At 41.9% G+C, this 20,332-nt stretch carries 22 protein-coding genes; 11 read left to right on the forward strand and 11 right to left on the reverse strand.

The features are described from left to right. Positions 1–88 precede the first annotated feature (88 nt). The 5 genes from ribH (at position 89) to PSU78_RS12140 (ending at position 4,541) form a co-directional block, all read left to right on the forward strand. Entirely contained in the window at positions 89–538 is a 450-nt protein-coding gene (gene ribH, locus PSU78_RS12120) for a 6,7-dimethyl-8-ribityllumazine synthase (protein WP_300388355.1), read from the forward strand. Beyond that, entirely contained in the window at positions 535–1,062 is a 528-nt protein-coding gene (gene nusB / locus PSU78_RS12125; RefSeq protein WP_300388358.1) for a transcription antitermination factor NusB, read from the forward strand. The genes ribH and nusB overlap by 4 nt, the downstream gene beginning before the upstream one ends. 193 nt (positions 1,063–1,255) lie before the next feature. Beyond that, positions 1,256–2,080: a Stp1/IreP family PP2C-type Ser/Thr phosphatase gene (locus PSU78_RS12130; RefSeq protein ID WP_300388360.1), complete on the forward strand. Its 825-nt coding sequence runs from the start codon at positions 1,256–1,258 to the stop codon at positions 2,078–2,080. 11 nt (positions 2,081–2,091) lie between these two features. Continuing rightward, entirely contained in the window at positions 2,092–2,838 is a 747-nt protein-coding gene (locus PSU78_RS12135) for an FHA domain-containing protein (protein WP_300388362.1), read from the forward strand. Between the two features lie 71 nt (positions 2,839–2,909). Continuing rightward, positions 2,910–4,541: an HD family phosphohydrolase gene (locus PSU78_RS12140; protein WP_300388364.1), complete on the forward strand. Its 1,632-nt coding sequence runs from the start codon at positions 2,910–2,912 to the stop codon at positions 4,539–4,541. 13 nt (positions 4,542–4,554) lie between these two features. Here PSU78_RS12140 and PSU78_RS12145 read toward each other — a convergent pair whose 3' ends face one another. The 5 genes from PSU78_RS12145 to PSU78_RS12165 form a co-directional block, all read right to left on the reverse strand. After that, positions 4,555–5,331, reverse strand: a complete 777-nt coding sequence (locus PSU78_RS12145) for a UDP-2,3-diacylglucosamine diphosphatase (RefSeq protein ID WP_300388366.1) — start codon at positions 5,329–5,331, stop codon at positions 4,555–4,557. A 53-nt stretch (positions 5,332–5,384) separates the two neighbouring features. Then, a complete protein-coding gene (locus PSU78_RS12150) occupies positions 5,385–5,876 on the reverse strand; it encodes a peptidylprolyl isomerase (RefSeq protein ID WP_300388368.1) in 492 nt (163 codons plus the stop codon). A gap of 44 nt (positions 5,877–5,920) precedes the next feature. Continuing rightward, a complete protein-coding gene (locus tag PSU78_RS12155) occupies positions 5,921–6,514 on the reverse strand; it encodes a peptidylprolyl isomerase (RefSeq protein ID WP_300388369.1) in 594 nt (197 codons plus the stop codon). Positions 6,515–6,563: 49 nt separating this feature from the next. Beyond that, the gene (locus PSU78_RS12160; RefSeq protein WP_300388371.1) at positions 6,564–7,790 is read right to left on the reverse strand and encodes a L,D-transpeptidase family protein; all 1,227 of its coding nucleotides are present in this window, start codon (positions 7,788–7,790) and stop codon (positions 6,564–6,566) included. 115 nt (positions 7,791–7,905) lie between these two features. Next, positions 7,906–8,940, reverse strand: coding sequence for a tetratricopeptide repeat protein (locus tag PSU78_RS12165; RefSeq protein WP_300388373.1), 1,035 nt, complete (start codon positions 8,938–8,940; stop codon positions 7,906–7,908). 175 nt (positions 8,941–9,115) lie between these two features. On the opposite strand from PSU78_RS12165, the gene cysS reads away from it, so the two are divergent. The 5 genes from cysS to PSU78_RS12190 all read left to right on the forward strand — a co-directional run bounded on the left by cysS (position 9,116) and on the right by PSU78_RS12190 (position 15,455). Beyond that, entirely contained in the window at positions 9,116–10,504 is a 1,389-nt protein-coding gene (gene cysS, locus PSU78_RS12170; protein WP_300388375.1) for a cysteine--tRNA ligase, read from the forward strand. A 100-nt stretch (positions 10,505–10,604) separates the two neighbouring features. Continuing rightward, positions 10,605–12,236, forward strand: a complete 1,632-nt coding sequence (locus tag PSU78_RS12175; RefSeq protein WP_300388377.1) for a diguanylate cyclase — start codon at positions 10,605–10,607, stop codon at positions 12,234–12,236. A 111-nt stretch (positions 12,237–12,347) separates the two neighbouring features. Then, positions 12,348–13,574: a bifunctional glutamate N-acetyltransferase/amino-acid acetyltransferase ArgJ gene (gene argJ / locus PSU78_RS12180; RefSeq protein WP_300388379.1), complete on the forward strand. Its 1,227-nt coding sequence runs from the start codon at positions 12,348–12,350 to the stop codon at positions 13,572–13,574. Further along, positions 13,575–14,450: an ATP-binding protein gene (locus PSU78_RS12185; protein WP_300388381.1), complete on the forward strand. Its 876-nt coding sequence runs from the start codon at positions 13,575–13,577 to the stop codon at positions 14,448–14,450. A 12-nt stretch (positions 14,451–14,462) separates the two neighbouring features. Further along, complete coding sequence (locus PSU78_RS12190) at positions 14,463–15,455, forward strand: Nudix family hydrolase (protein ID WP_300388382.1); 993 nt, start codon at positions 14,463–14,465, stop codon at positions 15,453–15,455. On the opposite strand, the gene PSU78_RS12195 is transcribed toward PSU78_RS12190, so the two are convergent. The 5 genes from PSU78_RS12195 to PSU78_RS12215 all read right to left on the reverse strand — a co-directional run bounded on the left by PSU78_RS12195 (position 15,445) and on the right by PSU78_RS12215 (position 18,659). Further along, positions 15,445–15,969: a copper chaperone PCu(A)C gene (locus tag PSU78_RS12195; RefSeq protein ID WP_300388383.1), complete on the reverse strand. Its 525-nt coding sequence runs from the start codon at positions 15,967–15,969 to the stop codon at positions 15,445–15,447. The two genes, PSU78_RS12190 and PSU78_RS12195, sit on opposite strands and share 11 nt — an antisense overlap. Before the next feature lie 7 nt (positions 15,970–15,976). After that, complete coding sequence (locus PSU78_RS12200; protein WP_300388384.1) at positions 15,977–16,189, reverse strand: DNA gyrase inhibitor YacG; 213 nt, start codon at positions 16,187–16,189, stop codon at positions 15,977–15,979. Between the two features lie 123 nt (positions 16,190–16,312). Continuing rightward, positions 16,313–17,071, reverse strand: a complete 759-nt coding sequence (zapD, locus tag PSU78_RS12205) for a cell division protein ZapD (protein WP_300388386.1) — start codon at positions 17,069–17,071, stop codon at positions 16,313–16,315. Positions 17,072–17,167: 96 nt separating this feature from the next. Continuing rightward, a complete protein-coding gene (gene coaE, locus PSU78_RS12210; protein WP_300388388.1) occupies positions 17,168–17,782 on the reverse strand; it encodes a dephospho-CoA kinase in 615 nt (204 codons plus the stop codon). Between the two features lie 4 nt (positions 17,783–17,786). Continuing rightward, positions 17,787–18,659 carry an A24 family peptidase gene (locus tag PSU78_RS12215; RefSeq protein ID WP_300388390.1) on the reverse strand — a complete coding sequence of 291 codons (873 nt, stop codon included), beginning with the start codon at positions 18,657–18,659 and terminating at the stop codon, positions 17,787–17,789. Between the two features lie 400 nt (positions 18,660–19,059). Here PSU78_RS12215 and PSU78_RS14000 point away from each other — a divergent pair, with 400 nt between their 5' ends. Beyond that, positions 19,060–19,113 (forward strand): hypothetical protein, encoded by a 54-nt coding sequence (locus PSU78_RS14000; RefSeq protein WP_367186359.1) that lies wholly within the window; start codon positions 19,060–19,062, stop codon positions 19,111–19,113. A 199-nt stretch (positions 19,114–19,312) separates the two neighbouring features. Here the strand turns inward: PSU78_RS14000 and PSU78_RS12225 are convergent, their stop codons facing one another. Continuing rightward, positions 19,313–20,311 (reverse strand): polyprenyl synthetase family protein, encoded by a 999-nt coding sequence (locus tag PSU78_RS12225; RefSeq protein ID WP_300388394.1) that lies wholly within the window; start codon positions 20,309–20,311, stop codon positions 19,313–19,315. Between the last annotated feature and the right edge of the window lie 21 nt (positions 20,312–20,332).

Genomic DNA, 20,332 nt, shown 5'->3' on the forward strand with positions numbered 1-20,332 from the left:
CTTACCTCAGCATTTTACTAAATCATTAGTAGCGATATGCGGTAAAATACGGTTTTGTGAATTGTGCGGTAGCGCTTAAGGATAAAACGTGAGAGAAATTGAAAAAAACCTAGATGGAACAGGTCTGCAAATCGGTGTGGTGCTTTCCCGATTTAACAGTGATATTGGCGATGGTTTACTTAGTGCATGTACCGCTGAGTTGTTGAAGTTAGGCGTTGCAAGCGATGACATTACCATTGCAAGCGTGCCTGGCGCATTAGAAACACCATTGATTTTGCAGCACATGGCGATTAGCGAAAAATTTGACGCCTTAATTGCGCTAGGTGCAATTATTCGCGGTGAGACTTATCATTTTGAAGTGGTTTCTAATGAATCAGCACGCGGTATTTCAGAAGTACAATTTAACACAGGCGTTCCTGTAGCTAATGCCGTACTCACTACTGAAGACGATGATCAAGCGATTGCACGTATGCACATTAAAGGTGCTGAAGCCGCACAAGTAGCCATTGAAATGGCTAATTTGGTTAGATCGCTATGATGGCTGAGAATGACGTTTCATTAACTAGTTTAGTCGTAGAAACGGTAACTGATCAAAAAACTGCAGTAAAAAAGCCATCAGCTAAAAAAAAATCTGGTCAGAACCGTAGAAAATCACGCGAGCTGGTATTAAAAGCGGTTTATCGCGGTATGTTGAATCAGTCCGAAATGAGTGCAGTGTACCGTGATATGGCAGAAGATCCAGATTACGCCAAGGCCGATGAAGCTTATTTTAAACAGTTACTTGAAGCTGTTGGTGAACATACCGCTGAACTTGATGAAAAAATGGCCGCATTTATTGACCGCAAAGTCAGTGAGTTAAGCCCAATAGAACACGCCATTTTACAAATTTCTGGTTGTGAATTGATGTTCGATATGAGTATTCCATACCGAGTAGTGATTAATGAGGGCGTAGAGTTAGCCAAGATATATGGCGGGGTTGATGGTCATAAATATATCAACGGCGTGTTAGATAAATTGGCTGCAGATGTGCGTGCTTCAGAAGTTTTAAATAATAAGAGTTGATATTGCTACATTAAAACGTTTAGGCGATTAAATGATACGCACTAATCTTTGATGGCAGTTGATGATTAATGAGATGCTTATGCCCTTGAAGTTTCTGACACCATTATGTTGTTAATCTTACAGCATAACGTTTGCGAAGAAGTGTTGAGGGGCATGGGTTCATGCTACGCCAGCATCGGGCTAGTCAGATAAGATGAATTTAAGTGGTGTGCTAGAAATTGTGCGTTTAACGGATGTTGGTTTGCAGCGTGACCATAACGAAGATGCCATTGCTAGTGATGACGCGATGGGTTTTGTCGTACTTGCTGATGGTATGGGTGGTTACAGAGCGGGCGAAGTAGCAAGCGAAATGGCGGTGCTCAGCATTACCGCTGAGTTGATGGAAGGGTTGGCAAATGAGCAGCCTGGAAAAGTTTATTCGGCATTAGGTAAGCAATCCCAGATGCAGTTGATTTTTGATGCAGTTAAAAGTGCTAATGAAGTCATTTATAATGTTTCTCAATCTCAGCCACAGTGTGCTGGCATGGGCACCACCCTGGTTGTTGGAGTTTTTACTAATAATAAATTGCTCGTTGGACATATTGGCGATTCACGCATGTATAGGCTACGCGACCAAGTATTAAGCCAAATAACGGTAGACCATTCATTATTGCAAGAGCAGATTAAATCAGGTCTTATTACGCCTGAACAAGCAAAATACTCCGTTAATAAAAATTTAGTCACACGTGCTTTGGGAATCGACCCAGAGGTAGAATTGGAACTGAATGAGTATGATGTTGAAGTAGGTGATGTATACCTAGCTTGTTCAGATGGTTTAAGTGATTTAGTAGATGATGACGTCATTGAGTCTGCGCTTAACAGGCTCATGCCAGATGTCAATGTTGCCGCACAAGCGTTAGTGCAGTTGGCAAATGAAAATGGCGGAAAAGATAATATTTCTGTCATACTTATTAAGGTAAAAGAGTCTTTTGAGTACACTAAGACTTGGCGCGATAACTTTTTTAGTTGGTTGAAATAGCAGGGTGGATAATGGCTAAGCTGATTTTTACTTTAGATGATAAGATTTTGAATGAATTTCAACTCGATAAAGAGCGCACTACAATTGGTCGACGTCCAACGAATGACATTCATATCGACAATCTAGCTGTGAGCGGCGAGCATGCGGTGGTATTAAAGAAGAGTAATGACTTTTATATAGAAGATAAAGAGAGTACGAACGGTACTGAAGTGAATGACAAGTTGGTCAAAAGCTATTTGTTGAAGTCAGGAGATTTGATTTCATTCGGCAAGCATCAGTTGAAATTCATCAATGAGGCAAAGTTACAAAATCAAAGCACTAGTGATTCAGGTTTTGAGAAAACCGTGTTTTTTCGCCCAGCAGAATTAACTGAAATGATGAAAGCACAGGCTCAAGCGGAATATAAAGTAGAGGCCGGTCCTGCAGTCCCAGATTCAGTCATCTTAGAGAAACCGGCATTACTATTAGCTGAAAAACCTGCACCTGCGATGGCTGTTGGCAGAATACAAGTGTTAAATGGTTCTAGCGCAGGCCGCGAACTGATTCTTAATAAAGCACTCACCACCTTAGGCAAAACTGGCGTGCAGGTAGCCGTGATTACTAAACGTCCACAGGGTTACTTCGTTACGCATGTTGAAGGTAAAGTGTTCCCTCTCGTCAATGGACACTCTACCGGTTCGCAGGCATTCGAACTGAGCGATCATGATGTGATAGAGCTTGCAGGCGTGAAAATGGAGTTTTATTTAGACAAAATTTAGTCTAAATTAATGAATATGCAAATCAATATACACATCACCTTCATACCAAGTCACTTCATTGATTTACCAGCATGATTGATCAACAGCACCCTTATTTATTAAAGCGACTTGAGCGCTTGAACACGATAGGTGTTGCGCTTTCGGCTGAGCGAGATAATAAACGTCTATTGGAAACGATATTGCTCGGCGCGCAGGAAATTACCAACGCAGATGGTGGAACGCTGTACACCATTACTGATGACAAGCATCTTAAATTTGAAATCATGCGCAATAAAACACTAGATCTTGCGATGGGTGGTACAACTGGCAAGGAAATTCCATTTTTACCCATCCCTTTGTACTTAGATGACGGTAGGCCGAATTTAACCACGGTGGCAGCCTATGCTACTGTGAATGATAAAACCGTCAATATTGAAAATGCGTATAGCGCTCAAAATTTCGACTTCACTGGTACGCGTAAATTTGATGAGAAAACAGGTTATCACTCGCAATCATTTTTAACGATTCCAATGAAAAATCACGAGTCAGAAGTCATAGGCGTACTTCAGCTCATTAATGCGATTGATATTGATACACAAGAGATTATTCCTTTTTCACAGGCTAATCAGAGCTTGGTTGAGTCATTAGCATCACAAGCTGCGGTTGCGATGACCAACCAGAATTTGATTGAGGGCTTGAAAGGTTTATTTGAAGCTTTTATTGAATTGATGGCGGAAGCTATTGATCAAAAATCTCCCTACACTGGCGGACATTGCAGGCGTGTGCCAGAGCTTACTTTGATGTTAGCGCAAGCTGCAATTGATGCTAAAGAAGGGCCGCTTAAAGATTTTACGCTCAATGAAAAAGAGTTTTATGAGTTGAAGATTGCTGGTTGGTTGCATGACTGCGGTAAAGTTACCACGCCAGAATCTGTGATGGATAAACCCACTAAGTTGTCTGGAATATTCGACCGCATTGATTTGGTTGATCAGCGGTTCGAGTTACTGAAAAAGCAAGCGGAGTGCGACATCCTGAAAAAACAGGTAGAAGCATTGAGAAACGGGCAGCTGCAAGATGTTGCAAAGTTAGACTCTCAGTTAATCGCGTTTAATCAGCAATGTGATGAAGACCTGCAGTTTTTAAGAAAGTCTAATTTCGGCAGCGAGTCTATGACGGATGAAGATCAGCAGCGAGTAGTTAACATTGCGGCCTATCAGTTAGTCGATGCAAATGGCAGCTCAAGGCCATTTTTGAGTGAAAATGAAGTTTATAACCTAAATATTACACGTGGTACGCTGACCAAAGAAGAGCGAGAGATTATTAATAATCATATCGTTGTCACCATACACATGCTAGATTCATTACCCTACCCAAATGGCTTAAAACGCGTACCAGAATACGCCTGTGGCCATCATGAACGTATGGATGGTCGAGGTTACCCAAAAGGACTAACACGTGATCAAATGTCGGTTCCAGCACGTGTAATGGGTATTGCGGACATTTTTGAAGCGCTTACTTCAAAAGATAGACCATACAAGAAGACTAAAACGCTATCAGAGTCATTAAATATTTTAGGCAAGATGAAAGTAGATCATCATATTGATCCCGATTTATTCGATATTTTCGTGCGTGAAAAAGTTTACTTGAAATACGCCGAGCAGTTCTTAGAGCCTGAACAGATCGATGATGTTGATGAATCTAAGATTCCTGGTTATCAACCCTAAAAACGGCAATTGCTTATAGTGGCGATATTGCCTGACAGCCAAACTGATCGCAGCAAAGGTAGCTGCCTTGTTCGTACCAGTCGCCTAATACCCACCTTGTGATATTGTGACCGTCTAATTGAATATGGTGTTGATTGGGTCGGTGTGTGTGGCCGTGGATTAGCAGCTCAGGATAGTGGAATGTTTTTAATACGTGGTCAACAGCTGCTTGATTAACGTCCATGATTTGCATGGATTTCTGTGATTTTTCATCCTCACTGCGCTTACGGATAGTTTCAATTTGGTCTTTTCTAACTTGTAACGGTAATCGCAGAAAATCTTCTTGCCATTTAGCTGCGCGAACTTGTAACCTGAATTTTTGGTATTCCACATCATCGGTGCATAAATCATCGCCATGACTGAGTAAAGTAGTTTTGCCGTGTAGATTGATGAGGCTCGGATCTGGCAGTAAAGTCATTCCCGCAGCATCGCAAAATACATTAGAAATTAGAAAGTCACGATTGCCATGCATCAAGTAAAGCTTAATGCCATCATCAGAGAGGCGCTTAAGTGCTGTGATTATAGGTTGATGATGGGGATCTTGAATATCATCGTCACCCGCCCAGTATTCAAACAAATCGCCTAGAATATAAAGAGCAACTGCCTTTGATGCAGTATTTTTTAGAAAATCTAAAAACGCCGCAGTAATATGCGGCCGACTGGCGCACAAATGCAGATCGGAGATAAATAGGCTGTGACCCATTAAGCTTTGGCTTAATTGATTGTCCGGTTTATCTCCGAGATTTTTCATGCTAAACAGCGTAATCCAATATCATTCTAGACTACAGCGTAACGTCACACGTTTTAGCAACGTGTCGCTTTTTCAATGATGACATTCTCTACCGGCACATCTTGATGGCCTTTTTTGCTGCCGGTTTTCACTTTTTTGATTTTATCAACAACATCCATACCTGCTGTCACTTTACCGAAAACGCAGTAACCCCAGCCGCTGCTGGTAGGTGCAGAATGGTTAAGGAAGTCATTGTTACCAGCGTTAATAAAGAATTGATTGCTGGCTGAATGTGGCGCAGAGGTACGAGCCATCGCAATAGTGTATTGATCATTTACTAGGCCATTGTCTGCTTCATTCTTAATTTCGTCTGCAGATTCTTTTTGGCTCATAGATGTATCAAAACCGCCGCCCTGAATCATGAAGCCATCAATTACACGGTGAAAAATCGTGCCATCATAAAAACCGTTATCTACATATTGCAAAAAATTTGCTACGGTAATTGGTGCTTTTTCTGCATCGAGTTCTAAAGTAATTTCGCCAAAGTTTGTAAGTAGTTTAACCACAAAATATCCTTAATGTTAAAAGTGTAAATAAAGCCCTTAAAGGCCTAGTTGTTAGTTGCGTTGGTGTTGAGTTTCACTTGGTGTATCAATATTGCTGATTTCGGAACGTCATAATATGGCCCAACGTTTATCGTTGGAGTAATGCCAATTTCACGCACAACATCCATGCCTTTTAATACACGACCAAATACGCAATATCCGATAAGCTCTGGGTCTGGGCCTTGATAGTTGAGCGGAACATTATTTTCAACATTGATAAAAAATTGAGCTGTTGCAGAATCTGGGTCACTGGTTCTTGCCATGGCAATCGTACCAATTTCATTTTGTAGCCCGTTAGCTGCCTCATTGCTAATAGGCGCGAGTGTTTGTTTTTCAGACATGTCGGCATTAAAACCACCGCCTTGTATCATAAAGTGATTAATGACACGGTGAAAAATAGTCTCTTTATAGAAACCAGAGTTAACATATTTCAAGAAGTTGGCGACCGTTTTTGGCGCCTTTTCAGGATAAAGCTCAACAACAAAATTACCGCGATTCGTTTCAAATGTGACTTGAGGGTTTGCGGCTAGTGCAGACCCGCTAAGCAGAGCAAGGGTAGAAGAAACTGCAAGTATGGCAACAGCATAAAATTTACGCATAGACTTCCTGAGGGTTAAAGCAAACGTTATGGTGACTTAAGATGGCAACTTAAGCTGAACCTTCGTAGATGATTTTCCAAGTATTATCTTCTTGAATCCAGTATTGGCGCTTTTGCATTTTATTGCTTAAAGTCGGACTCTTAAAGTCTTGTGTAAAATCAACTACCACTAACTTTTTATCGGCATCAGGGTAGGCAAACATGCTGATGTTAGATAGTGCAATATCAACTTTTGGCTTACTTGCTTGCACTGTAAATTTATGGTCAGACCATTGCTGGAAGTTGATGCCATCAGTAGAGAACTCTCGCGAGTAATGCGAAAGATACTTAGGCGTGTTTTGTGACTTCCAGTCGTTCAGCCAATTATTAATCGCCACTTGCAAAGCATCTTTGTCAGCGCTTGTGTTATCTGCATCAATCCACTTTAAATGATTCGCAATAATTACAGGCGTTTTACCTCTTTGCAGTATCGGGGCAATCGCATTTAAGTCTTGATTAGTTAATACTACGCAGCCGTCACTTGCGTTAGGTGGTCTGCTATAGGTGGTGCTAGGTGTGCCGTGCAGCCAAATGCCAGAGCCACTTCTGTTATGCTGCACATCCCATTCGTTAGGGTAGTTCAGTGGGTAAGCACCATTGCCATACATATCAGCTAGCGGCTTGGTTAATTTAGAGCTGGCAAAATACACGCCAATCGGAGTGCGTTTGTCACCTTCAGTTTTTTTGCCTACGCCATTTTTGCCTACCGTAACATAATAGTCGGCAACATAGCTCAAGTTGCCAGCATTATTCTTATACAAATATAAGCGCGATTTATCGGTATCAACGACAATCAGATGACTTTGTTGATTATTAGGAGCGAGCAGTAAATTAGGTAATTTATCTAAATTTTCATTAGATAAATAACGCTCAATTCTTACACGCGCTTCTGCTTGCAGATCTTTAACTGCATCAGCTTGATTCACATTGGCGTTACCAAAAGCTTGCAAATGTTGTGCTTGAGCCATCAGCAAATCACCGCGCACGAGGTAAGCGAGTTTGAAGTTGGGGATTTTTTGGATGAGCTCATCCACGGTGTTGAGCGCTTGTTGGTTTTTACCCTGCGTAATTTCTAGCAGGCTTTTTACTAGCAGATTTTCAGCTATGCCAGTTAATGCGCGCAACTCAGGTTTATGCAATAAATTGCTCAAACTGTAGCTATTGACCGCCGTCGCATTCCACGGCACAAGAGTAATCGCCGCCAATAGTACGTATGTTAAACCTTTATTTAAAGCCATTTCTCAACAAATTACCTTATAAAACTGCAATGAAGTCGCAACTGCAAAAGCCAAAATAAAGTTGCTGTCAACAATGACATGCAACTTTATTATTGGAATGGAAAGCTAGTACGTTTTAGTTACTAGCAATTTCTTGCTCAATGAACCAGTTGTTACCTTCTTTTTTCATCATCAATGTTTTGCTGGTGTAAATAGGCTTAGAGCCCGCGCGATATGATTGCTTGAAGCGAACTTTAGCATTGGTATCATCTGAAGAAGTAATGATAATGTTGGAGATAGATACGTCGATTTTAGACGGCTTGGTCACGCGTTCGCGACGTTGTTGCTCCCAAGCTTTACGGTTTAAACCTTTTTCTGGTTTGAAGTTTGCGCCATAACTGGATAAATACTTGTCAATGTTTTGTGATGACCACGCTTCTGCCCAATTATTCACAGCAGAAGTAATTTCTGCATCATTATTTTTCGCGACCTCAACATTCTTAGTTGGCTCTACTTTTGTAGGTTCAATAGCCGCTTTGGTTGGAGCCACAGCTACTTTTTTAACGTCAGCAGGTTTTGTATCTGCAGGACGAATTGGATTCGCTACTTTAGCTGGCTCTTTAGAAGCTAGCGTAGTTTTGTTACCTGTACCAAATAAGTCTTTGATCATGGATAACTTGCCTTCTGCACGCGTATTGCTGGTGTCTAGTTGCAGCGCTTTGTCGTAAGCTTCAGAAGCCATACGTGCATAAATGTCACCTAAGTTTTCATGCGCTGTGGCATAGCTTGGGTGAGTTTTTATTGCCGTTTCAAGTGCTTTTCTAGCTTTATCGAATTGACCTTGGTCAGCGTAAAGCACCGCTAAATTGTTATATGGCTCAGGTAAATTAGGGAATTTTTCAGTCACATCAGTAAATGTGCGAATAGCTTCATCGCGACGCCCCTGTTCTGCCAGTAAAACGCCTTTCATGAACATAGCTTGTGCATTTTTTGGATTAGCAAGAATGTAGGTATTCAAGCGGTCAATGGCAACAGCAGCTTGACCTTGATCTGCAAGTTGTGAAATGTCTTTAAGCTCGTCTGCGTGTGCCGCAGGCGCTAATAAACTCACGGCGGCTACCAAGAAAGACCGTGCGATTAAAGCGTTTAGCAAAGAAATATATTTATTCATTGTGATATACTTTTTCTAGTTAAATGACAAAGCGTAATTCTATCAATAGCCTAGCTAACATCCAATAGCTCATTTGAGATTATTGCCATATATTTAGCAAAAACTTCTAAATCATTCATTTACTTAACAACTATTCATTAACAATTTCTTTTAATTCTCGTTTAACCATCAGATTATGCTAAAAATTTATAATACGCTCGCTCGTGAAAAACAAACATTCACGCCAATTGTCGCTGGAAAAGTGAGTATGTATGTCTGTGGTATGACTGTTTATGACTATTGCCATTTAGGTCATGCTCGCGTCATGGTGGTTTTTGATATTGTGAGTCGTTGGTTGCGCAGTTCTGGCTATGTCGTTACCTATGTACGTAATATCACAGATATTGATGACAAAATTATTAAGCGTGCAAATGAAAATGGTGAAACGATAGGTCAATTAACGCAGCGCTTTATTGATGCGATGGATGAGGACTCTGCAAAGTTAGGCATAATTCGCCCTGATATTGAGCCAAAAGCTACTGAATTTATTGATGGCATGATACAAATGATTTCAGCCTTGATTGAAAAAGGCTTTGCTTACATCGCTGCGAATGGCGATGTATTCTATTCAGTGAATAACTTTGAAGGCTACGGCAAGCTATCTGGCAAGTCGCTTGAAGATTTACGTGCAGGCGAGCGCGTAGAAGTTGATACGCATAAAAAAGACCCCATGGACTTCGTGTTGTGGAAATCCGTGAAGCCAAACGAGCCAAGCTGGGATTCGCCTTTTGGCGGCCCTAATGGCGGAAAAGGTCGTCCAGGCTGGCATATTGAGTGTTCAGCGATGAGTTCACATCATCTCGGTGAGCGTTTTGATATTCATGGTGGCGGCCAAGATTTACAATTTCCGCATCATGAAAATGAAATTGCGCAATCAGAGGCGGCTCACAGCCATGATGGCGAACCTTGCCAAATGGTTAATTATTGGATGCATAATGGTTTCGTACGGGTGGATGAAGAAAAAATGTCTAAATCTTTAGGCAACTTTTTTACCATTCGTACCGTGTTGGAAAAATACGATGCGGAAGTGATTAGGTTCTTCATTTTGCGCGCGCACTATCGCAGCCCGCTTAATTATTCTGACCAGCATTTGGATGATGCAAAGTCAGCGCTCACCCGTTTGTATACGTCTTTACGTGGCCACGAAGTTGCTGTTGATGCGATTGATTGGCAGCATCCTGATGCAGCACGTTTTAAAGAGGCGATGGATGACGACTTCAATACGCCAGAAGCGATGGCGGTATTGTTCGATTTGGCGAATGAGGTGAATAAAACTAAGTCATTGGAAGTCGCAGCTTTACTTAAAAATCTAGCTGGCGTATTAGGGTTGTTGCAGCGTGATGCAGATGTTTTTTTGCAAGGTGACGATGTGCAGGCACTTGATGTGGACGCATTAATATTGGCTAGAATAGCCGCCAAAAATAACAAAAACTTTGCTGAAGCTGATGCGATTAGAAAGCAATTGCTAGAGGCCGGTATAGTATTGGAAGATACTGTGCAAGGTACAACTTGGCGCAAGTTGTAGTAATACGCTTCTTTTTCAGCGAAAGAGCGCTTTAATCAATCAGGTGTTGCGCTTTGCACTTGAATACGCCGTTGTTTCTTTATTGCCGTAAAGGGTATTGATGATGGGTAGTATAGTGAAAGACTCTTTTTCTGAGCGCCTTGCAGCGATGAACAGCCACTGGAAGCGCTATCTGCTTGAGGGTAAGTTTGAGCAGTCTATTGAGTTTATCGTAGCCGTTAACAGCTTAGTGGATAGCTTTAATCGCTTACGCATGTCTGGTTTAGTACGTTTGTGCGAACGGCTGGAAAGTTATGCTTTCGCCAAGCTCTCTACTGAAAGCGCACATCCAATTTCTAGTGATGATCAAGAAAGTATACAAAAGAAAATTGACACCCTAAATGGCATGGTTGAATCAATTTTTTTGTCACAAGAAGCCTGCCGCCACCAAGAAAAAGGGCTTAGCAATGCCCTTATTGAGACTAAAGACGATCCATGGATAAAACCACGTAATGTCTTAGTAGTCGCTGATAACCATGGCTTTGATGTTGCGAACGAGCTCAAAGAGCAATTGTCTTTTTTTGGTTTTAAAATTGAAATTATCGCTTGGGAAGACAGTCCAGCAATCGACAGCGCATCTTTAGCGGTAATTTTTATGAGTGTAAATACAGAGGCGACTGAACAGCAACTCGCAGTCATTGCTCACTTGCGTCAACAATTCTTTTCTAGCTCAATGCTATATTTAGGCGAGCCATTAAAGCCCGAATCGATTGTTAAGTTAATGCGTGCTGGTGTAGATGCGACCATTCCCATTAAAAATCACTCAACCATGGTGCTCAGTCGTATCTTAGATTTAGTAAAGACTGCACCTCAAGAAAAAAGCCATGTGTTGGTAGTGGAGGACTCTAGAGTTGCTTTAGCATCGATAGAAAGAACACTGGCTCAGTATGATATTGATACTTTTTCTATCAATAGCCCAGATAAGCTATTCGATGCGCTTGAGATATACAGGCCAGATTTGATTTTGATGGATATGCACATGCCGAAATTTAATGGTGTAGAAGCTACTCGTGTACTACGCCAAACAGAACCTTATGCGACAATTCCTATTGTATATTTGTCTGCGGATTCTGAAGTCAGTATGCAAGTTGAGGCACTCAGGTTAGGTGGCGACCAGTTCTTAATGAAGCCGTTTAACCCTGTGTTATTAGCTGCTGTAGTGGAGGCTAAAATTTCACGCTATCGTGAGATGCAGCGTTCTACACAAATGGATGGCTTAACAGGCTTGCTTAACCATGCGAGTTCTAAAACTAAGTTGGCAGACATGTTGCGAGATTTATCGCTAGGTCAAGAAATGGCGGTAGTCATGCTCGATATTGACCACTTTAAATCCATTAATGACTCTTATGGTCACCCCGTGGGTGACTTGGTGATACGCACTTTGGCATATTTACTCAAAGGACGTTTGCGCTCAATTGACTTGATTGGACGCTATGGCGGCGAAGAGTATATTATTGGTTTGCTAGGCGTTGGTGCAAGCCAAGCCGCCGTTATTGTTGATAAAATTAGGCAGGATTTTGCGCGCTTCGCGCATCATTATGTAGGTGGCGTCATTCATGCTACATTCAGTGCAGGTGCAGCCTCTTATCCCAATCTTGGTAGTGATTTCGAGCTTATTGAAGCCGCAGACAATGCCTTGTTACAAGCCAAGCGCTTAGGTAGAAATCGTGTAGAGCAACATCAATCTGAATGATGGGCAACATTTGAGTTCTCAGTTTTGCATATTTAAAACCTCGCTTGATATATTCAATACTCATTAACTAATACGTTAAAATAACCACATCGATCATTATGGAAAATTGCTATGCCCGTTAAACTAAACTCTCCACAAGCAGTATCACTATTGCCTGTTAAAGGTGTTCAATTAGGTTTTGCTGAAGCGCATGTTCGTAAGCCAAATCGTAAAGATGTCTTGGTGATGACATTAGTTGAAGGCAGCAAGGTGGCTGGCGTATTTACCCTGAATCAGTTTTGCGCAGCACCAGTTATTTTGTGTAAAGAGTTTCTTGCACAAAAGTCGAGTATTCGTGCTCTGGTTGTTAATACTGGTAACGCAAATGCAGGTACTGGTGAAGATGGCTTGAATCGTGCAAAACAAACTTGTGAGGCATTAAGTGGGCTACTGAACTTGCAGGCCAAGCAAATTTTGCCATTCTCAACAGGCGTGATTTTAGAGCCATTGCCCGTCGATAAAGTCATTGCCGGTTTGCCAGCAGCGATAGCAAATCTAAAAGAAGATAATTGGCTGAATGCGGCTGAAGCGATTATGACGACAGATATAGTTGCAAAAGGCACATCGCGTCAAATTCAGCTTGGCGGCAAAAATATTACCATCACGGGTATTAGCAAGGGCTCTGGCATGATTCACCCTAATATGGCGACTATGTTAGGTTATATTGCGACCGATGCCGCTTTGAGCCAGCCTGCGCTTGAAAGCATTATTCAATATGCCGTGAATAAATCATTTAACTGCATCACGGTGGATGGCGATACATCGACCAATGACAGTTTGATTCTGATGGCTACTAATCTTGCAGGTAACGCGGAAATTAATGAAACGAGTACTGATTTCATTGTCTTGCGTGACGCCATGACTGATGTGGCTATTGAGTTAGCCCAAGCCATTGTCCGTGATGGCGAAGGCGCCACTAAATTCATGACCGTTAAAATTGAAAGTGGTCGTGATGAAGCGGAGTGTCGTAAAGTGGCTTATGCGATTGCACACTCACCATTGATTAAAACTGCGTTTTTCGCATCTGACCCTAATTTAGGCCGTATCTTGGCTGCCATTGGCTATGCGGGTGTCGATAATCTCGATGTAAACGCACTGAAGCTTTATTTAGGTGATGTATTAGTAGCTGAAAATGGCGGTAGAGCAGCGGCTTATTTAGAAGAGCAAGGCTCAGCTGTGATGAAAGAGCCTGAAATTTTAGTGCGAGTAGATTTGGCGCGTGGTAATGCTTCATGCACCGTTTGGACCTGTGACTTTAGCTATGATTACGTCAAAATTAATGCTGACTATAGGTCTTAAATGAGCGACTTTAGTCAGTTAATACAACGTGCGGAAGACTTACTGGCACGTCTAGAGGCATTTATTCCAAGCGTGCCAAGTGAGCCAGATTGGTCAGCCATTGCATGGCGCTGGCAGCATAATAAAGGGCATGGTTATTTGGAAGTGATTCCAGATCCACATCTTATTCAACTGGAAGACTTGCATAATATCGACCAACAAAAAACTGAAATCATCCGCAACACCGCGCAATTCGTTCAAGGCTATACCGCAAACAATGTGTTACTGACAGGTGCGCGTGGCACAGGTAAATCCTCTATCGTCAAGGCTTTACTAAGCCAATTCTCGCAAGATGGACTACGTATTGTTGAGATAGATAAGAAAGATTTAACTGACTTGCCACAAATTACTGCGTTGTTGCGTAACCGATTAGAGCGATTCATTGTGTTTTGTGATGATCTGTCTTTTGAGGTTGGCGATGCTGGCTATAAAGCCTTGAAAGTGGTGTTGGATGGCTCTATGGCGGCGACGTCAGATAATATCTTAGTCTATGCCACGTCTAATCGACGCCACTTGTTACCTGAGTTTATGGCAGAAAGCTTAGAAACGCAGCATTTAGGCGGTGAGATTAGACCAGGCGATTCCATTGAAGAAAAAACTTCTTTGTCAGACCGATTTGGCATGTGGTTGGCTTTTTACTCGTTTGATCAAGATGAATACCTAATCATTGCCGCGCAGTGGTTGCGCCATTATGGAATCTCCATATTTGACGAAGCTGCGACCACTGCAGCTTTGCAGTGGTCGCATACACGCGGCTCCCGTAGTGGCCGAATCGCCTACCAATTTGCACGAGATTACGCAGGTAGAAAACAACTTGCCGCTAAGCATTCTGTCTGACACATTCAACGCATGAATACAACAAAACCTAAAGTGACGCATGCTGCGGTCGGTATTATCCAGCGTGAAGATGGTTGGGTGTTGCTGGCGGAACGACCTGTTGGTAAGCCTTGGGCAGGTTATTGGGAGTTTCCTGGGGGCAAGGTGGAAGAGGGCGAAACGCCACAACAAGCACTCAAACGCGAGCTGCAAGAAGAACTTGGTATCGAGGTGGCATCACTCTATCCATGGCTAACACGTAGCTTTGATTACGCGGCGAAATATGATGCAGCAGGGCAATTAGACTCAGCAGCCAAAACAGTTAAACTACATTTTTTTATTGTGACAAAGTGGAATGGCGAGCCACTTGGTTTGGAAAATCAACAGCTGGTTTGGCAGCCTTCTGATAAAGTTGAAGTTTCGCCGATGTTGCCAGCTAACGCGCCTATATTTGCCGCACTGAGTTTGCCTTCAAATTATGCCATTACAAATTTAAGTGAATTAGGCGAAGATTTGTTTTTTGAACGCCTCCAAATATCCTTAGATAACGGACTGAAAATGTTACAGCTGCGCGAGAAGCAGCTTTCAACTCAAGCATTTGATGCATTTGCCGAACGTGTTATTAAGCTAGCCTCTCCATATGGCGCCAAAGTACTGATTAACTCAAGTCATCAATCTGCTCTAGCTATATTGAATGTTGCGGGTATACATTTTAGTGCTACAGATTTAATGCAGATCCAGACAAAACCAACAGCAATAATATGTGGCGCCTCTTGTCATAATGACAAAGAGTTAGCGCATGCCGCTGCACTTGGTCTGGATTATGTGATGTTGTCGCCAGTAAAAGCGACACTTAGTCATCCCGATGAAGAATCTATGGGGTGGAGCAAGTTTGCTGATTTAATCGCTGATTACCCTTTGCCCGTTTATGCGCTAGGCGGTATGCAGGCCGTAGATTTGCATGAAGCAAAATCGCATGGTGCGCACGGAATCGCCATGCTGCGCAGCACTTGGCTTAGTGAGTAGCACTCTCTGGCGGAGCTTGCACCATCACGTTGATAGTTTGTTTGTAATCAGGTGAGTTTTTTTGATGGTTTTTATTGTTGATGTTAGATTTGGCAGTAGATTTAAAGTGAAGCGTAAATCGCACTTGTTCACCCACAGTCAGCGGTTTTTTTAAATCAAAAAGCATTAAGTGATAGCCGCCTGGTGCAAGCTTATAGGGTTCGCCAGCTTTTAATGCTAAGTTTTCAAGCATGCGCATTTTCATCACACCATTTTCCATGGTCATATTGTGAATCTCTACACTGTCAGTCATGCTACTTTCTATACTCACAAGCGTCAAATCTTGCTTGCTCAAAAATGTCATGTAAGCTGCGCCTACTTCTTGTCCAGGATTAGTCGGGCGTACCCAAGCATCGCTGATTGATACAAGATTTTTTGGTTCTATAACTTCTTTAGCATGTAACTGAGTGCTAATTAACGCCAATAGTAGCAATAAGCAGTAGCGACCAAAGTATTGGTATAAAGTATTTTGCATATCAATTTTATTGCCTAGAAAAGTTAACGTCAGTAAATCCCTGCTCAAGATCTTCTTCTTTAATTTCTACTGGAATCGCGTACTGCTCACTCGCCCAAAGTCCTAAATCTATCATTTTGCAGCGTTCACTACAAAAAGGCCTAAAAGTATTGCTAAGTGAGTATTCAGATAGTTTTTTACAGTTAGGACAAGTCACTAAACGTTTCTTTGTGGTTTCCATATTTGTGAGCCGTGTTTTTAAGTTGAGGGTAATGCGACACTGTTTCTGCGTATCTGTTTAGTGACGGCTTTTGCTTAAAAGCTCGCTACAGACATTGCAACCCTTGTTAGTCTTTTAAGGAGATTATAAGTTGCACAACGTTAATGTAAAGTTGACATCTTCGTCATATTTCTGAGGCTTTTGGGTAAAGTCTAGAATGTTGAATCGGATATTGATTGCGTATTTATTCGCACTCACTTCAGGAAAGCATGTGAGATTGTCAGGAATATCAATTTTTAACATTTGAGCTGGTTTGCTGCCGCCAAGCATTTGTTGGTATGCACCGTTAGCGGCGACTAATTTAGTTGTCGATCCGCTACCACGTAATATACGCATAATAATCACAATGGCATTGTGCATAGGTACCAATGGGTTGAGCCAGCTCTTCAAATCTTGTTTGCGTCTATCTTCGCCCAGACCAAGCCAGTAATGATAAGAGGGAACATCAAACTCACAAACGCCACCTGGAATGCCAGCTCGTTGCTTGATGCTCATTAACCATTCATTAGTGCGTAGCGTTTGCCCTAACTTAGTGTTTTCAGCGCGTAGTGAATCTGTAGCTGTATCAATTTCGTTTAGAATTTCTGCTAGTTTTTGTGGGGCAATCGCAGGGTTACCTTGTAAAGCATCCATGACCGTTCTTTGGCGACTGAGCTCTTGCATTAGGTCTGATCTTAATTCCGAGCGGTCAATAATATCCAATATTTGCAGGAGTGTGAGTAAAGCACAGTGGTGTTGGTACTCATGGCTCGCTTCAATGTTGTATAAAACTTTGGCGAATAAATCCTCTACACGTAAAAAAGTGCGTATGCGTTCGTTAAAAGGATAATCGTAGCTAGGCATGAATAATTTAACTAATCGTTATTCAGTTACTAGCAAAATGGCGCCGTGTTAATCATGAAATAGTGTGCAAGTTAAAGTTGAACTGAATTATCAAATTTATTTGCTAATTATGCAAGTTTTAATGAGTTTTTTATGAATTCGTATGACTTTTTCTTGTAATTCAGCAAGCGTGCTATCGTTTACGATAATTTCATCTGCGTAATTTAGTCGCACATTTCTAGCTACTTGAGCATTCATCATTTCTTTTACATCCGACTCACTGATATTGCTTCGAGTCATAGCACGCTTGATTTGTAAACTTTCATCGCAATCAATCACAAGCACTTTATCAATCACGCCATCATAGCGATTGTTTTCAAATAAAAGAGGGATGACTAGAATTTGATAAGCGGGATGCAATCGATGTTCATTATCAGCAAGCAGCTTTAAAGCCTCTGTGTGAATGGCTGGATGAATAAGCGCTTCAAGCTTGAGGCGCTCAGCAGGATTGTTAAATACATGTTCGCGCAATTTGGCGCGGTTTAATGTGCCATCAGTATTTAAAAAGTCTGCGCCAAAGAGGAGGCTGATTTCTTTTAGTATAGGCTGGCCAGCTGCAGTGAGTGCATGTGCGATCACATCAACATCGACAATAGGTACGCCTAACGCCTCAAATTGCCTAGCTGCTTCACTTTTTCCAGAGCCTATCCCGCCTGTGAGTGCGATAATCATAGGATTAAGCTAAATAATAACTGGCTAGTTGTGGTCCCAAAAATAATGCTGCAATACCACCTATGGCTAAAAACGGGCCAAACGGCATCGGAATTTCACGTCCACGTTTTGTAAACACAATCAAACTGATGCCAATCACGGCACCCAATACTGAGGATAGTAAAATAACTGCAGGTAATAGTTGCCAGCCAAACCATGCGCCGATTGCCGCGAGTAATTTAAAGTCGCCATAACCCATGCCTTCTTTACCCGTGACTAATTTGAATGCCCAATAAACCGACCATAAAATAAGGTAGCCAGCCATCGCGCCAATCACTGCAGATTTTAAGTCAGTAAAACCATTGCTGATATTAAATAACAGTCCTAGCCATAATAGTGGCAGGGTAATGTCGTCGGGTAGTAATTGCGTGTCGAAGTCAATAAACGTCAGCGCGACGAGTGCAAAAGTGAATATCCATGCAAACAACGTGAGGCTGGTGTAGCCGAATTTCCAGCTAACTAAGCCAATTAACAAGCCAGTGAGTGCTTCAATTAAAGGGTAGCGCATGCTGATATCGGTTTTGCAGCCGCTACATTTTCCTCTTAGTAAAAGTAAGTAACTAAGGACTGGAATGTTTTCGAGTGCAGTAATTTTATGCCCACAGTTTGGGCAAGCTGAACGAGGGGATGCGAGCGTGTATTTTGTGGTTTCTGGTATCTCTTTGCCTTGTAGCTCAAGGCAGTTGTTATGCCATTCACGTTCCATCATCTTGGGTAGTCTGTGAATCACGACATTGAGAAAACTGCCGACCATTAGGCCAAAAATAACTGATATGGAGATAAAAAGAGTGGGGCTCTCTTGAAGCAAATTAGAAATCTCAGAAAATCCGCTAAACATAACAATCCTTAAAAATTAAAAATACATGCTTGCCACTGTAAACTTATCGCATCATCGCACCGTTAAATACTTGTGGCAATCAAACTGGTTGGAATTAATAAAATTTTGTACGCAAAATAAAGGCACTTGAAATTTCAGCAACCCGTCACAAGTATAAAGGTCATATTATAATGTTCGCATCAAGATTTATTTGATGGCTATATTGGCGTAACGGCTAAGAAGGAAACTAAATGACAAACACAAATCAACAAAACACTATTGAGTTATTGCAGGCTGAACTCAATCATCCTGCATGGGATGAGCCTATTGTTTGCCGTGTAGAGGTTGATTTACCTACATGGCTTTCACAATTAGCAGGCGGCCGCGATTGGGAAGTTTACTCTGAAGAAGAGGAAGAAAATTGCATCAGCTTTGCAATGCGTCAAGGTTCGCACGACACAAAGCATGTACCTAAGTTAGCAGAGGTCACTTTGTACCACAACGGCTATGCCATTGTAGATGTTGATGGTAAGTCTTTGTTTGATGGATCGCTAACTTCAGGCGCTAATGAGTGCGCACATTTGAGCTATTATCATGCCGATAGTGGCGAGAAAATTACTTTGAACTAAACTATATTGAACTAACAATATTCAATCAAATTTTTAAGTCACTATTTAGTAATTTCTAGTGACTGCAAACTCCGCTAAAGTTAACATCGCTTGCTTATAAGGCGAATCTGAAAAATGCGCGATAGCAGCACAAGCTAATTCAGATTCTTTAGCTGCCACCTTCCGTACATGATCTAAAGCGCCTGTTCGTTCTACGGCATTTAATACGCTAGCTAAGTCCTCCAAACCACCACTCTCAATGGCAAGCTTTATGGTTTCTGTCTCGGCTTCTGTGCCGTTGCGCATGGCAAACAATAAAGGTAGCGTTGGTTTTCCTTCGCTGAGGTCATCACCTAAATTTTTGCCTATATCTAAGGCATTTCCGCTTAAATCAAGCACGTCATCTATAAGCTGAAATGCAGTGCCAATATGCATGCCATACTGGCTCAATGCTTCTTCATCGCTTGCTGATGCCTTGCTAATGATTGCACCTAGACGTGTGGCTGCCTCAAATAATTTAGCGGTTTTGTAATGAATGACTTGTAGATACGCTTCATCTGTCACATCAGCGTTGTGTATGTTTAATAATTGCAGCACTTCGCCTTCGGCAATAATATTAGTAGCGTTGCTTAATACTTCCATGACGCGCATATTTTGCACTGCAACCATCATTTGAAAGGCGCGCGAATAAACAAAGTCTCCGACTAATACGCTAGCTGCATTGCCAAAAATAGCATTTGCAGTATTTTGCCCGCGTCGCTTTGATGATTCATCCACTACATCGTCATGCAGTAAGGTGGCGGTATGAATAAACTCAACTACTGCAGCCAATTGGTGATGTTCAGGTTTCACTTCGCCAAAAAGTCCACCAGAAAGTAGAACCAATATAGGGCGTAAGCGCTTACCGCCACTATTCACAATATAATGTGCAACCTGATTAACCAATGTGACATCAGAGTGTAAAGAGTGCGTAATGACCGTATTCACAGCCAGAATATCAGCGGCGATGCAAGATTGAATAGTGTTTAATGGTGAGCTACTAGATGGAGTGTTGCTTTGCGTCACGATAATAAGCCTTAAAAAGTA

This window comes from Methylotenera sp. (assembly GCF_029945705.1).
In the GTDB taxonomy this organism is placed as follows: Bacteria; Pseudomonadota; Gammaproteobacteria; order Burkholderiales; family Methylophilaceae; genus Methylotenera.

Coding starts and splice junctions, on each gene's coding strand:
- nusB (WP_300388358.1), top strand. CDS start 535: ATGATGGCTGAGAATGACGTTTCATTAACTAGTTTAGTCGTAGAAACG.
- PSU78_RS12130 (WP_300388360.1), top strand. CDS start 1,256: ATGAATTTAAGTGGTGTGCTAGAAATTGTGCGTTTAACGGATGTTGGT.
- PSU78_RS12135 (WP_300388362.1), top strand. CDS start 2,092: ATGGCTAAGCTGATTTTTACTTTAGATGATAAGATTTTGAATGAATTT.
- PSU78_RS12140 (WP_300388364.1), top strand. CDS start 2,910: ATGATTGATCAACAGCACCCTTATTTATTAAAGCGACTTGAGCGCTTG.
- PSU78_RS12145 (WP_300388366.1), bottom strand. CDS start 5,331: ATGAAAAATCTCGGAGATAAACCGGACAATCAATTAAGCCAAAGCTTA.
- PSU78_RS12155 (WP_300388369.1), bottom strand. CDS start 6,514: ATGCGTAAATTTTATGCTGTTGCCATACTTGCAGTTTCTTCTACCCTT.
- PSU78_RS12160 (WP_300388371.1), bottom strand. CDS start 7,790: ATGGCTTTAAATAAAGGTTTAACATACGTACTATTGGCGGCGATTACT.
- PSU78_RS12165 (WP_300388373.1), bottom strand. CDS start 8,940: ATGAATAAATATATTTCTTTGCTAAACGCTTTAATCGCACGGTCTTTC.
- cysS (WP_300388375.1), top strand. CDS start 9,116: ATGCTAAAAATTTATAATACGCTCGCTCGTGAAAAACAAACATTCACG.
- PSU78_RS12175 (WP_300388377.1), top strand. CDS start 10,605: ATGATGGGTAGTATAGTGAAAGACTCTTTTTCTGAGCGCCTTGCAGCG.
- argJ (WP_300388379.1), top strand. CDS start 12,348: ATGCCCGTTAAACTAAACTCTCCACAAGCAGTATCACTATTGCCTGTT.
- PSU78_RS12185 (WP_300388381.1), top strand. CDS start 13,575: ATGAGCGACTTTAGTCAGTTAATACAACGTGCGGAAGACTTACTGGCA.
- PSU78_RS12190 (WP_300388382.1), top strand. CDS start 14,463: ATGAATACAACAAAACCTAAAGTGACGCATGCTGCGGTCGGTATTATC.
- PSU78_RS12195 (WP_300388383.1), bottom strand. CDS start 15,969: ATGCAAAATACTTTATACCAATACTTTGGTCGCTACTGCTTATTGCTA.
- PSU78_RS12200 (WP_300388384.1), bottom strand. CDS start 16,189: ATGGAAACCACAAAGAAACGTTTAGTGACTTGTCCTAACTGTAAAAAA.
- zapD (WP_300388386.1), bottom strand. CDS start 17,071: ATGCCTAGCTACGATTATCCTTTTAACGAACGCATACGCACTTTTTTA.
- coaE (WP_300388388.1), bottom strand. CDS start 17,782: ATGATTATCGCACTCACAGGCGGGATAGGCTCTGGAAAAAGTGAAGCA.
- PSU78_RS12215 (WP_300388390.1), bottom strand. CDS start 18,659: ATGTTTAGCGGATTTTCTGAGATTTCTAATTTGCTTCAAGAGAGCCCC.